The organism is Gammaproteobacteria bacterium (genome assembly GCA_029862005.1).
GTDB lineage: Bacteria > Pseudomonadota > Gammaproteobacteria.
The window spans coordinates 174,884-187,595 of the sequence record JAOTYD010000004.1 but is presented as its reverse complement, the minus strand read 5'-3'; the positions used below and the strand labels follow the sequence as shown (position 1 = coordinate 187,595).

Here is a 12,712-nt window from a genome sequence, read left to right as displayed (position 1 = left end):
ATTGATGACGATCGCCGGCGGCTTTCTCGGGGGTTTGCTCGCGCTGCGTTTCGGCGTAATGCGCATATTGTTTTTAGGGGCGGTGCTGTCAGCGGCGACCAACCTGTTGTTCATGCTGCTGGCAAGCATTGGCTACGATATGTTCTGGCTTTACGTCATCATTTCGGCGGATAACCTGTCGGCGGGAATCGCGAGCGCCGCTTTCGTCGCATTTCTGTCGAGTCTGACCAACATATCCTTTACCGCTATGCAGTTCGCGATCTTCAGCTCGCTGATGACCTTGATACCAAAGGTGCTGGGAGGTTACTCGGGATCCATCGTCGATGCGGTCGGTTATCCTGACTTCTTCCTGATCACCGCGATTCTCGGTCTCCCGGTACTGTTGCTAATTGTGGTCGCCGCACGGCGGTTTGAAATCCAGGATCGATCCCCGTAGTTTATTGTATGATGTGAGAATCCATTCGTTTCATTCATAGAATCATGACCAATTCTGAAAAACTGTTTGAACAGGCTGTCGAAGTTATCCCCGGAGGGGTGAATTCACCCGTTCGCGCATTTGCCGCAGTCGGAGGGACACCGCCATTCATAGACCGCGCCGAGGGCGCTTACCTGGTTGACGTCGACGGTAGCCGTTATATTGACTATGTCGGATCCTGGGGTCCGATGATATGCGGTCATGCGCATCCTGAAATCATCGCTGCGGTTACCGAGACCGTGCAGAAAGGACTGAGCTTTGGCGCACCGTCACCGCTCGAGGTAGAGCTGGCGCAGCGCATTTGTGAATTGATGCCGAGCATCGACCTGGTGCGCATGACCTGTTCTGGTACGGAAGCAACAATGAGCGCGATTCGGCTTGCGCGCGGTTTTACCGGGCGCGACAAGATCATCAAGTTCGAAGGCTGTTACCACGGGCATGCCGACTCCCTGCTGATCAAGGCCGGTTCGGGTGCGCTGACGCTCGGGGTGCCGAGTTCACCCGGTGTTCCAGCGGTACTTGCAGACCACACAATTACACTCGAATACAACAATAGCGAGCAGGTTGAGCATGCCTTTAGCGAGACTGGCGCCGAAATTGCCTGCGTTATTGTCGAACCCATTGCCGGCAATATGAACTGTGTCCTGCCAGCCGACGGCTTCTTGCAAACACTGCGCGAGTGTTGTGACCGATCTTCGAGCGTGCTGATATTCGATGAAGTCATGACCGGATTCCGGGTCGGGCTCGGGGGCGCACAGGCGCGCTACGATATTGCTCCCGACCTGACCACGCTGGGTAAAGTTATCGGCGGCGGGATGCCAGTCGGTGCCTTTGGTGGTAAACGGGAAATTATGCAACAGATAGCACCGTTGGGTCCCGTCTACCAGGCGGGTACCCTGTCGGGCAACCCGGTCGCGATGGCGGCTGGACTAAAGAATCTCGAAATCATTTCCCGGCCCGGGTTTTTCGAAGATCTAACCTTGCGAACCGAGCAGCTCGTACATGGAATTCTGGCAGCGGCGGATGCCAATGGTATCGCCATGTGTGCCAACCAGGCGGGTGCGATGTTCGGTCTGTTTTTTACCGACCAGCCGCAGGTCACGCGATTTAGCCAGGTGAGTGACTGCGATATTGATCGGTTCGTAAAGTTCTTTCATGGCATGCTGGAGCGTGGTGTTTACCTGGCCCCGTCAGCTTACGAAGCAGGTTTCGTCAGCGCGATGCACGGGGCCGCGGAAATCGAACAGACCGTGGAAGCCGCCGCGTCCACCTTTGCCGAGCTTTGAAACCTAAAGGCCGAGCATGCCTTTTTTCAGTTTCTTGGAAGCAGGGTAATTACCAAGCCATATTTCGAGCACTGCATTCTTGAAATCCTCGCCCGGTATCAAACCCAGCTGTTGCTGGTTTTTGCTGATCCGAATTCCCTGTGACGGCAGGTAATCGATTACGTAGCGATCCTTTTTAAGCGCGCTGGTGTCGAAGTATGCATAGAATTGATCGATTTGCGTCTGTAGCTGTTTCAGAGTTTCAGGGCTTTGATTTTTCTCGAAGCCTTCACGCCATGCCTCGAGCAATTTCTCACGAGCCACCTCCTTGTAGACGAAATCAAGCTGCACGCGCCAGGGCCCCGGTCTTGACAGGATTTCACCAACATCGCGAGACTTTTTCGGCAGGTAGAGAGAACCCACGTACACGTCGACCCATAATTTTTCGCGCAAGCCCATCCCGTTGAGGACGAGGGTCTGGCCATCGTCAGAAACGATTTCGTCGTCGATGAAAACTCCGGAGAGCTCTGCAGCAGTAGTTAACGCGCTAAATAAACAAAGGCAGGTTGCAACTAGAAATTTTTTCATCACAGCGATCTCCAAGGAACTGATCCCCAGGCAGTTTATGCCCGCCTGCCATGAATTGGAACCCGGCGCTGGTGAATAAGCCTATTCGGGCTTGATGTATTGGATTACGCCGAGCCTTATGAGCTCGGCGTGCAGAATGACCGCACGGTCATTGCAGTCCGGAATTTCCAGCAGGCGCTGTTTCAACGCCGCTTCCAGCGGTAGCTGATAAATCAGCTGGTAAAGAATCGAACAAAAGCTCTGGTCATCATCGCGAATTCGACCCTCGTGTGCACTGACATGATTCAGCAGCTCGAGCATGTAGGCAAACTGCTCGGGCATTTCTGGCATGCTGTCTTCATCCAGTATCGCGACTTCCGCCATTGTCAGGCCGTCCTGCTGAGTATGGGTGGATAGTATTTCAAAACGCTCGACACCCAGGGCGGTAATTCCGAGCAGGCCGTCGGCGCGATTTTCCCAGTCGCTGATAATCGCAGTCGTGCCAACCGAATAAATTTCTGCATTGATAACGGTTTCATCCCCGTTGTGAATCAGTACCACGCCGAAGGGATTGTTCTCGCGCATGCAGCTTGCGATCATGTCGAGGTATCGGGTTTCAAAAATTTTAAGTTCCAGCGTATTTCCCGGCAACAGGACGGTTGTCAGGGGGAACAGTGGGATCTCAGCCATGTTGCGTCATCGCTTTGTTGCCGGTTTAGTTACCCCAGCGCGGGGACAGGTCATTATCGATACCGAGCTGGTCGAGTATGCGAGCGACAATAAAATCAACCAGTTCGGCGACGGATTTTGCACCATGGTAAAAGCCCGGGTTGGGCGGCAAAATAACGACTCCGAGGCGAGACAGTTTAAGCATGTTTTCGAGGTGAATGCTGGAAAAAGGTGTTTCGCGCGGTACCAGGATCAAGGTCCGTCGTTCCTTGATAGCGACATCGGCTGCACGATGAATCAGGTTTTCGCTGCTGCCGACCGCAATCGATGCAAGGCTACCCATACTGCATGGACAGACGACCATCGCATCAGCAACCGAGGAGCCGCTGGCTGGCGGTGCCGTCCACTGATCCTTTGAGTAAACGCTGATCAATGCGGGATCGGCGTTGAAATAGTCAGCGAGCTTTTGCTGCATCTTTTGAGGAGAACCACTCAGCTTCAATTCGGTCTCCATGCCCAGTACGATCTGCCCAGGCTGCGAGGTGATAAATTGCACCTGTATATTTTTCTGCAGGCAACATTCAAACAATCGTAATGTATATTCGGCGCCGGATGCTCCGGTCATCGCCAAAGTAACCACTTTAGGGATCATGGGTCGGTAATTGTGATTTCAGCCTCGACCAGTTTATCAGTTGCCTGGGAAAGACGCGCGATCAGATTTTCCAGGAAGATGCGGTAGTAACGCAACTGTGTTTCGATGGATGCCTGTTCCATTAACGAAGCACTCACTCTCATCAATGAAACATCGGTACGCGCGACGATGGTGGCATTGCGAGGCTGTCGTGTCAGGAAAGCGATTTCACCGAAACAATCACCCTGTTTCATCAAGCCGACGACCTTGTCATTCTTGACCACCTCGACGCCACCCTTGGCAATGATGAAAAAGGCCGTTTCCTGTTCTCCCTCGGTCACGATGACCTCGCCTTTTTTGAAGTCGGTCCATTCGCTGGCATTGACAACCTCGGTAATCTGATCATCACTGAAATCCTTGAAAAAGGCGAGGTATCGCAACGTCTTCCATTTTTCCTGCATATCGATGCGTTCGCCAACTCCGCGCAACCGCCCAAAAGCATTGCTCAGTTCGGTGGCGAGCAGATAGGCTGTTTCATGGCGATCGTAAATGATTTTTTGCATCGCCTTCTCGACAATTTCGGCGATGTGTTGGGGTACCTCGGGATTCAATTCCATGATCGGTTCGGGATCGAGGTTACTGATTTTGTAAATCAGGGACTCCAGGCTGCCAGCCTTGTAAGGGGCCTTTTTGGCTAACAACGCATACATCACGGCACCCAGTGAATAGATGTCCGATTGTGCCACCAGTCGTTTTTCTTCGGACAGTTGCTCGGGAGGCATGTACATCGGCGATCCCTGTACTTCGGTGTCATGACCTTCAAAACCGACATCGACGTGCGCGATACTGAAATCCATTATTTTGACCTGGCCATCATTGCTGAGCATGATGTTGCCGGGTTTCAGGTCGCGATGGATGATGCCCTCGCGATGCACGTAATCGAGACCCTTGGCGCATTGATAGATGACATCGACAACCTGGTTCGGGGTCAGTACCCTGTCTCCTGTGACGTATTCCTGCAGCGTCATCCCGTCGACGAATTCCATCACGATATAGTTGAGATCATTCTCCTGTCCGGCATCATATACGCTGATAACCGACGGATGGTGCATGCGTCCGGCGCTATAGACTTCGGCAAAAAAACCTTCGCGCAATTTTTGCCTGGTAGCGGTATCCATGTCACTGGCCGAATGGGCAACCTTGATCGCAACGGTACGCTGCACGAAAGGATCGAAAGCTTCATAGACAACACCCATCGAACCCCGGCCGATGCGACGTTTGATTTCGTACTTGGCGATTTTGGTTGGTCTTTGTGATTTCTCGGACATACCCGATTTCTAGTTCTGCAGCGCCTCAATAAGACGGCGATGAATATTCTCAAAACCGCCATTGCTCATGATAACGACCTGGTCTCCCGGCTCACAATTTTGCGACAGGTAATCGATCACCTGTTGTGAATCGGTTTTTATCTCTACTATTGTAGCGGCAGATTCTGCAATTTCCGCGATATCCCAGTCTAAATCGGGATTTTCGCAAACTAAAACAAGGTCGGCGGCAGCCAATGACCGTCCAAGCCCGGTTCCGTGTACGCCCATCTTCATCGTGTTGGAACGAATATCCAGCACCGCAATCAGGCGACCGGCAGTGCTTCCTTTCAAGGCATCCAGAGTCAACGCGATTGCGGTCGGGTGATGGGCAAAATCATCGACAATGGTTACACCGTTTATTTGTGCAATCACTTCCTGGCGACGCTTGACACCAACGAATTTGCGCATGGATTCCAGCGAAGTCTCGATCGCCACGCCGGCATGGTGGGCGGCGATAATCGCGGCGCCGGCATTCAACGCGTTGAACTGCCCGGATTGTGACAATCGCAGACGGTAACTGTTGTCACCGTGATGCAGCCTGCTTTGCGCATCGAGAAAGAAATCGGCGTTTCGATCAACTACAGAGAAATTCGTCTGCTGGCTCCAGCACCCCATCTCCATTACCTCCCGCAGCGCTTCATCATCCTGGTTAACAATGACCAGTGCGCTCGCGGGTAGCGTACGCACGAGGTGATGAAACTGTCGCTTGATTGCTGCCAGGTCTTCAAAGATATCGGCATGATCGTACTCGAGGTTGTTCAAAATCAACGTGCGCGGGTGGTAGTGAATGAATTTTGAGCGTTTATCGAAAAGTGCCGAGTCATATTCATCTGCCTCGATCACGAAGAATGGATCGCTGCCGAGCCTGGCTGATTGCGAAAAGTTCTGGCAGATGCCACCGATCAGGTAGCCGGGATCGAGTCCGGCATCTTCGAGTATCCAGGCGAGCATGCTGCTGGCCGTGGTCTTGCCATGAGTGCCGGCAACCGCCAGCACCCAGCGCTGCTGCAGAACTGCTTCATAAAGCCACTGCGGACCCGACGTGTAGCGTAAACCACGCTCGAGTATGGCTTCAAACTGGGGATTACCACGCGTAATCGAGTTACCGATGATGAACATGTCGCAATCCCCGGGTAGCCGCCCGGCATCGAAGCCATGGTGCAGTTCGATCCCGGCCTGTTCCAGCTGGGTACTCATCGGTGGATAAACGTTTGCATCAGAACCGGCGACGTCATACTCGAGCTCACGCGCCAGTTGAGCTATGCCGGCCATAAAGGTGCCGCAAATTCCAAGAATATAAACCTTCACCAGGAAAACCAGATAACGATGAATTGATAAAGCACGAAGTAATTAAAAGATATCATAGCTGAAAGATGGGTCGAGATCGTAAAAGCACGCTTAAAGATCAGGGACAAAACCGCCAGGTTCCAGATAAGAATTGCCAGGGTGACGTAGATCAGCAGGCTATCAACATCGGTTCCGTTTTGCGTTACGGCGCGATAAACGGGAATCGTGACCGCGGTGATAATCATGTTGACCCCGAGTAGGGCCGAGAAAGTTTGCAGCAATCGTTCGAGAGCCTTTTTCCAGCGCAGTCCCCAGTAGGCGATCAGGCCCAGCATCCCGAGTTCCAGTAAAATCTGTGCGCATACGACCGAATAGCTGCGTTGCTCATCGACCAGCAGCAGTCCGATCATGAAATAACTGATCGCGGTAAGCGCGACACAATAAAGATTGTAGGGCAGGCGTTCCGGGCTTGAAAGCAGCAGGCACATCAATATGTAATGTTTCAGGCTAGCCAGCCATTGGCCAATGATGTTCTGCATGTGCGCTATCATAGTCGCTTACAAACACAACACAATAAGGCAGGAAAATGAATGAGTAAAAAACGCCAGTTAGCTATAATCATGCACTTTTGATCCATGATTTAAATGAGCGAGTTGCCAGCAACCGATTTGAGTAGCTTCCAGGGCTTGATCCAGACCTTGCAGAATTATTGGTCCGAGCAAGGCTGCGTCATCATGCAGCCGCTCGATATGGAGGTCGGTGCCGGTACCTTTCACCCTGCAACCTTTATTCGCGCGATCGGTCCGGAACCCTGGCGTGCTGCTTACGTGCAACCAAGTCGACGACCCAGCGACGGACGCTACGGCGAAAATCCCAACCGGTTACAGTATTATTTTCAGTTCCAGGTATTGTTAAAACCATCACCCGACAATTTCCAGGATCTTTATCTTGGCTCCCTGGTTGCGCTCGGGTTCGATACGCTGGTGCATGATATTCGCTTCGTCGAGGACGACTGGGAGTCGCCAACACTCGGTGCCTGGGGCCTTGGCTGGGAGGTCTGGCTGAACGGCATGGAAGTCAGTCAGTTTACCTATTTCCAGCAGGTCGGTGGTCTCGAATGTCACCCGGTTTCCGGTGAAATCACCTACGGTATCGAGCGCCTGGCAATGTACCTGCAGGGTGTCGACAGTATTTTTGACCTGGTCTGGGGTCGTGGACCTCAGGGCGTCGTGACCTATGGTGATATCTATCGTCAAAACGAAGTTGAGCAATCGCACTATAATTTCGAACTGGCCGATACGGATGCACTGTTTCACTGGTTCGATGTATGTGAATCACAATGCCAACTACTGGTCGAGAAAAAACTTCCACTGCCCGCCTACGAGCAGGTCATGAAAGCATCGCATACATTTAATCTGCTGGATGCCCGGCACGCGATCTCGGTAACCGAGCGGCAACGTTTTATTCTGAGGGTGCGCGGTCTGTCCCGCAGCGTGGCTGAATGCTATTACGACTCGCGTGAAGCGCTTGGATTCCCACTGATTCAAAAGGACCCGGTCGATGAATAGCGATTGCCTGATCGAAATCGGGACCGAGGAATTACCGCCACGGGCGCTGCAGTCGCTGGCGCAGAATCTTTCCGCCCTGGTAGTGCAGGCCCTGACCGACGATGGCCTGGCGCCGGGTTCTGTTGAAGTATTTGCAACCCCGCGACGTCTGGCAATGCTGTTAAGGGATACACCGCTGCAGCAGGCTGAACAGCTGATAGAAAAACGCGGCCCGGCGCTTGACGCGGCTTTTGACGCTGACGGCAAACCATCGCGCGCGGCGCTTGGGTTCGCTGCATCTTGCGGTGTTGATATTGAAAAGCTTGAGCAACGCAAAACTGAAAAGGGCAGCTGGCTGTATTTTTCCGAGAACCAGGCCGGTAGCAGCCTTATGGAATTGCTACCCGAACTGGTAACAAGCGCGCTGACCAGTCTGCCGATTCCAAAACGCATGCGCTGGGGAGAACGCAGCGAGGTTTTTGTACGACCGGTTAAATGGCTGTTGATGATGATTGGGAGCGAGTTCGTCGATGCCGAGATCTTTGGCCTGCACTCCGGTAACCATAGTTTCGGGCATCGTTTCCACGCTCCCGAACCCCTGGAAATAACCTGTGCGGCTGACTATGAACAGGTATTGCTTTCACAGGGTCTGGTCATCGCCAGTTTCGAACGGCGTCGTGACACCATCCGTGATCTGGTCGAGCAGGCCGCAGCGCGACTTGATGGGGTAGCAAACATTGATAACGCATTGCTGGACGAGGTTACCGCTCTGGTCGAGTACCCGGTTTCAGTCTGTGGCGAGTTTGATGTCGAATTTCTGAAGCTACCGGTAGAAGTGCTGGTGACAACGATGCAGGAAAACCAGAAGTATTTTGCGCTGTTCGACGGCAATGGTGAGTTGCTGCCACATTTTATTGCAATCGCCAACGTCGATAGCCGTAAACCCGAAGTGGTAGCCAGTGGCAATGAACGTGTCATTCGCCCACGCTTTGCCGATGCCGGATTCTTCTTCGCACAGGATCAGAAACAGGGGCTGGACGTGATGCGAATTCGTCTAGATACGGTTATATTCCAGGAAAAACTGGGTAGCGTCGCAGACAAGACCAACCGGATTATCCGACTGGCCAAGTACATTGCCAGTTTCTCCGGAGCAGACCAGGACCTGGTGCGTCGCGCTGCGGACCTTTGCAAGGCCGACCTGATGAGCGATATGGTGGGCGAGTTTCCCAGGCTACAGGGTGTGATGGGGCGCTACTATGCCCAGTATCAGCAGGAAGAACAGTCGGTGTGTGAGGCAATAGAGCAGCATTACTGGCCTCGACATGCGGGTGACCGGGTACCACAGGCTCCCATTGCACAGGCAGTTGCACTCGCTGATCGTCTCGATAGTCTGATCGGGATTTTTGCGATTGGTCAAAAACCCGGTGGCGATAAGGATCCGTTTGCGTTGCGTCGAGCCGCACTTGGCGTGCTGCGTATTATCGTCGAAAACAAATTGAACCTGGACCTGGTCGATCTGTGCCAGGTTGCGGCCGACGGTTATGCCAGGCAAATAGATGCGAAAGCGGCGATTGGAGAAGTCATCGAATACGTGTTTGATCGTCAACGAGCCTATTATCAGGAACAGAATATTGGTTTCGATGTCGTCGATGCTGTTGCCTATAATCGACCCGGCATGCTTTACGATTGCGATTTACGCATCAGGGCGGTACAGGAATTCCAAAGTCACGAAGCGGCATCGGCACTGGCCGCGGCCAACAAACGCATTAGTAACATTCTCAAAAAGCAGGAACATACCGAGCTCGAGGTCGATGCAGATCTGTTGCAGGAGAGTGCCGAGCAACAGCTTTTCAAGCAGCTCCAGGCGCTCAGGGACGCAGTCGCAAAACAGGTTTCCCAGGGGGCCTACCTGCAGGGACTGGAGCAGCTTGCCGAACTCAGACCGGCTGTTGATACGTTTTTTGACGATGTCATGGTTATGGTTGAAGATACAGCGTTAAAAAACAACCGGCTTGCACTACTCGATCAACTGTTGCAAAGTTTCCGCCTGGTTGCTGACTTCTCGCGGATAAAGTCCTGAGAATCCTTTGTCGGAGAGGAGATTCGATTGGCTAAAATGGTAATCCTGGACAGAGATGGCGTCATCAACCACGTGGCGGATGATGATGTAACCACCGTTGATGGCTGGGATCCGATTTCGGGCAGTATCGAGGCTATCAAGAGACTGAAGAAGGCGGGTTATCTGGTCGCGATCGCGTCCAACCACTCGGGTATTTCTCGCGGCCTTTATACGGAAGATGAACTGGCGCAAACATACGCCAAGATGCAGCGCCTGCTGGAAGCCCGGGGCGCCAGCGTCGACGGCATCTTCTATTGCCCGCACGGACCGGAAGCGAATTGCATTTGCCGTAAACCTAAGCCCGGATTACTGTTCCAGATTGCCCAGCAGTTCGAAATCGATTTATCGCAAACGCCGCTGGTGGGTGACGATATCAGTGATATTCGGGCGGCCAAAATGGCGAATGCGAAACCGGTGCTGGTGCGAACAGGTAAGGGGGAGTACGTCATGCAGAACTATCCCGAAGCTCTCGATGTGCCGGTTTACGATGACCTGGCTCACTTCGTTCGAAATACCCTGCGCCGCAGGTAGATTTAAAAGGTGCCGAATCCGCTATACAAATTTTGGCTGGTCCTGCGCTCGACTTTATTCTGGATTACTTTCCTGCCGGTCCTGCTGATTTGCGCGAGCATCGTTTCGCTTGCCTTTTTTATGCCGCTCAGTTTTCGTATCGGTATAGTCAGATTCTGGATTGCTTACACGTTGTGGTGTTTACGTGTCATTTGCGGCCTGAATTGTTCCGTAGAAGGCCTTGAGAATATTCCCGATCATGGATTTATCGTGATGAGCAAACACGGCTCTACCTGGGAAACAATCGCTATACAAAGCTTTTTCAGGCCACTCGTCTGGGTGGTCAAGCGCGAATTGACCTGGATTCCTTTTTTCGGCTGGGCTTTGAAAGCGATGGATGCGATAGCGCTGAATCGGGGCACCGGCCGCAAGGCAATCAATCAGTTGATCAAGGAAAGCCAGTATCACATGGACCGGGGACGGATCCTGATGCTGTTTCCCGAGGGTACGCGCGTATTACCCAGGCAGAAGAAACCGTTCAAACTCGGTGGCGCCATTGTTTCCCAGAGAACCGGGTATTCAGTGCTGCCAATAGCACACAACGCGGGAGAATTCTGGCCACGACACAGCTGGATTAAATGGCCGGGCACCATCCATGTCGTCATCGGTAAACCTATTGCACCGGAAAACAAGAAACCGGATGACATCATAAACGAAGTAGAAGCCTGGATTACGACAGAGTGCGAAAGAATAAGTGACGCGGATCAGTTGCGCCGAATTGGTGTTTTATAGTGACCGGCGAATTACAAGGAGCGTAGGTTGTTGCTGATGCGAATCAAGTTCCTGGTAGTGCTTTCCCTATTTACCGGACTCGCCCACGCTGACTGGACTGGCGTTGCCGCGGAACTTGCAAACGTCGATTCTGACTGGGAATTCGATGACGGACTGCGCGAAGCGCAGATCGACGGTATCAGCATCCAGGTTGAGGAAAAAACAGAGACTGGGTTAGCCGTTGGCGTTGGCATCGGATATATCAGCATGCGAGTGGTTGGCGATGGCAGTGCCAATAACCGAAAATTTGACGCTGAGTATCTCCAGATTTATCTGCGACAGGAAATAAGCATCAGCAAAAGTGTATCGCTATACGGGTTATTCAATTACAGCTACAACACCGGTGACGACAATGATGACGATGATCCTGCCGACATAGACTGGGATGAAACCAGTGTTCAGATCGACCTCAATATTCGTTTTGCAAACTTCGGGGTGAGTCCGTTTGCTGCCTATCATAACATCGATGGCGACATCAGCGACGACAACGGTACCGCCGTTTTTGAAAACGACGAGCCGGTAAGTCACGGTATCCGCTTCGATTATTACACCGAGCCGACAGCCTTCATTCGGATTGTTTTGCAGTCAGGGGGGCAGGCCGGGGGTTATCTGACCTTTGTGCGCCGTTACTGATCGGTGTGGGTATAATGGTTTTTGCGTGCGTTGTAAGTTGCGATCAGTTCATCAATACTGGCCTGGTCGTATTCCCGTAAACCACTCAGTACCATTTTCTTCTGGCCTTTACCCACTACTTCTCCGTTACAACTCAAGTCGTAGTTAAGGGCAACATCGCCACGTTTGCCATAGAGCCTGAAAATGCTTTCGCTCAGTGAGAGGTTAACCGAATCGATGTCGAGCCGGTCCAGCGAAATTCTCATGTGGTCATAGATGACCAGCGGTCGTTCGGTATTAATCATGACATTGTTTTCTTTCATCAGTGGCACCAGCACGTGCGGAAAGGTTTCGCCTGAAAACCTGACATAGCTGGCCGTTAGAGATTCGATGAGGCCTTCATCAAGGCTTTGTTCTCCATTGGTGGAAACACCGAGATATTTTTTATCATGCTCATCGTAAATCGATATTTCACGGGTGTTTACCTCGGGCAGGATTAGCGTGATGTCATCACCTACCATGCCCGAGAACGAAATGCCCATGATTTGGCGCAATCCGTAGTGATGTACGATAATCGAGAACAGCAAATCACCGGGTACGCAAAACCGTTTGGAATCGACATCGTGTATCGGATTAAAGTCACCGGCGACCGATTTTGCAAAATCGCTTGCCTGTTGTCGGGTAAACGAGAGTCTGGAGCCGTCCAGGGTATAGTATTTTTCTAGGTTCATTTTTGTTATCTCGGGTTAACTTCCTGCAGCCCAGGGTGGTATCTTACCCTATTTTGTAAATCGGAAGTAATCGTGGTCGACGTGCGCGATCAATTGGACAT

The 12,712-nt window shown here is 52.2% G+C and carries 14 protein-coding genes; 7 read left to right on the top strand and 7 right to left on the bottom strand.

The window, feature by feature from the left end:
• Together OES20_04860 and hemL are read left to right on the top strand one after the other, a co-directional pair.
• On the top strand, positions 1-436 hold a 436-nt coding region (locus tag OES20_04860), incomplete at its 5' end, for an MFS transporter (GenBank protein ID MDH3634018.1).
• A gap of 44 nt (positions 437-480) precedes the next feature.
• Positions 481-1,761 (top strand): glutamate-1-semialdehyde 2,1-aminomutase, encoded by a 1,281-nt coding sequence (gene hemL / locus OES20_04855; GenBank protein ID MDH3634017.1) that lies wholly within the window; start codon positions 481-483, stop codon positions 1,759-1,761.
• 3 nt (positions 1,762-1,764) lie between these two features.
• On the opposite strand, the gene OES20_04850 is transcribed toward hemL, so the two are convergent.
• From OES20_04850 to OES20_04825, 6 genes are all read right to left on the bottom strand, one after another.
• Positions 1,765-2,328 carry a chalcone isomerase family protein gene (locus OES20_04850; GenBank protein MDH3634016.1) on the bottom strand — a complete coding sequence of 188 codons (564 nt, stop codon included), beginning with the start codon at positions 2,326-2,328 and terminating at the stop codon, positions 1,765-1,767.
• Positions 2,329-2,409: 81 nt separating this feature from the next.
• Complete coding sequence (locus OES20_04845; protein ID MDH3634015.1) at positions 2,410-2,997, bottom strand: LON peptidase substrate-binding domain-containing protein; 588 nt, start codon at positions 2,995-2,997, stop codon at positions 2,410-2,412.
• A 25-nt stretch (positions 2,998-3,022) separates the two neighbouring features.
• Positions 3,023-3,628: a UbiX family flavin prenyltransferase gene (locus OES20_04840; protein ID MDH3634014.1), complete on the bottom strand. Its 606-nt coding sequence runs from the start codon at positions 3,626-3,628 to the stop codon at positions 3,023-3,025.
• Complete coding sequence (locus OES20_04835) at positions 3,625-4,935, bottom strand: serine/threonine-protein kinase (GenBank protein ID MDH3634013.1); 1,311 nt, start codon at positions 4,933-4,935, stop codon at positions 3,625-3,627. Before OES20_04835 ends, OES20_04840 begins: the two co-directional genes overlap by 4 nt.
• 9 nt (positions 4,936-4,944) lie before the next feature.
• The gene (gene mpl, locus OES20_04830; protein MDH3634012.1) at positions 4,945-6,282 is read right to left on the bottom strand and encodes a UDP-N-acetylmuramate:L-alanyl-gamma-D-glutamyl-meso-diaminopimelate ligase; all 1,338 of its coding nucleotides are present in this window, start codon (positions 6,280-6,282) and stop codon (positions 4,945-4,947) included.
• Positions 6,279-6,800: a hypothetical protein gene (locus OES20_04825; protein MDH3634011.1), complete on the bottom strand. Its 522-nt coding sequence runs from the start codon at positions 6,798-6,800 to the stop codon at positions 6,279-6,281. The genes mpl and OES20_04825 overlap by 4 nt, the downstream gene beginning before the upstream one ends.
• 105 nt (positions 6,801-6,905) lie before the next feature.
• On the opposite strand from OES20_04825, the gene glyQ reads away from it, so the two are divergent.
• The 5 genes from glyQ to OES20_04800 are packed head-to-tail and all read left to right on the top strand — an operon-like array spanning position 6,906 to position 11,901.
• Positions 6,906-7,829 (top strand): glycine--tRNA ligase subunit alpha, encoded by a 924-nt coding sequence (glyQ, locus tag OES20_04820; protein ID MDH3634010.1) that lies wholly within the window; start codon positions 6,906-6,908, stop codon positions 7,827-7,829.
• Complete coding sequence (glyS, locus tag OES20_04815; GenBank protein MDH3634009.1) at positions 7,822-9,888, top strand: glycine--tRNA ligase subunit beta; 2,067 nt, start codon at positions 7,822-7,824, stop codon at positions 9,886-9,888. Before glyQ ends, glyS begins: the two co-directional genes overlap by 8 nt.
• A gap of 36 nt (positions 9,889-9,924) precedes the next feature.
• Positions 9,925-10,458, top strand: coding sequence for a D-glycero-beta-D-manno-heptose 1,7-bisphosphate 7-phosphatase (gene gmhB, locus OES20_04810; GenBank protein MDH3634008.1), 534 nt, complete (start codon positions 9,925-9,927; stop codon positions 10,456-10,458).
• Between the two features lie 9 nt (positions 10,459-10,467).
• Positions 10,468-11,229 carry a 1-acyl-sn-glycerol-3-phosphate acyltransferase gene (locus OES20_04805; GenBank protein ID MDH3634007.1) on the top strand — a complete coding sequence of 254 codons (762 nt, stop codon included), beginning with the start codon at positions 10,468-10,470 and terminating at the stop codon, positions 11,227-11,229.
• A 36-nt stretch (positions 11,230-11,265) separates the two neighbouring features.
• Complete coding sequence (locus OES20_04800) at positions 11,266-11,901, top strand: hypothetical protein (protein MDH3634006.1); 636 nt, start codon at positions 11,266-11,268, stop codon at positions 11,899-11,901.
• Here OES20_04800 and OES20_04795 read toward each other — a convergent pair.
• Complete coding sequence (locus OES20_04795; GenBank protein MDH3634005.1) at positions 11,895-12,611, bottom strand: DUF3581 domain-containing protein; 717 nt, start codon at positions 12,609-12,611, stop codon at positions 11,895-11,897. The genes OES20_04800 and OES20_04795 overlap by 7 nt on opposite strands.
• Positions 12,612-12,712 lie beyond the last annotated feature (101 nt).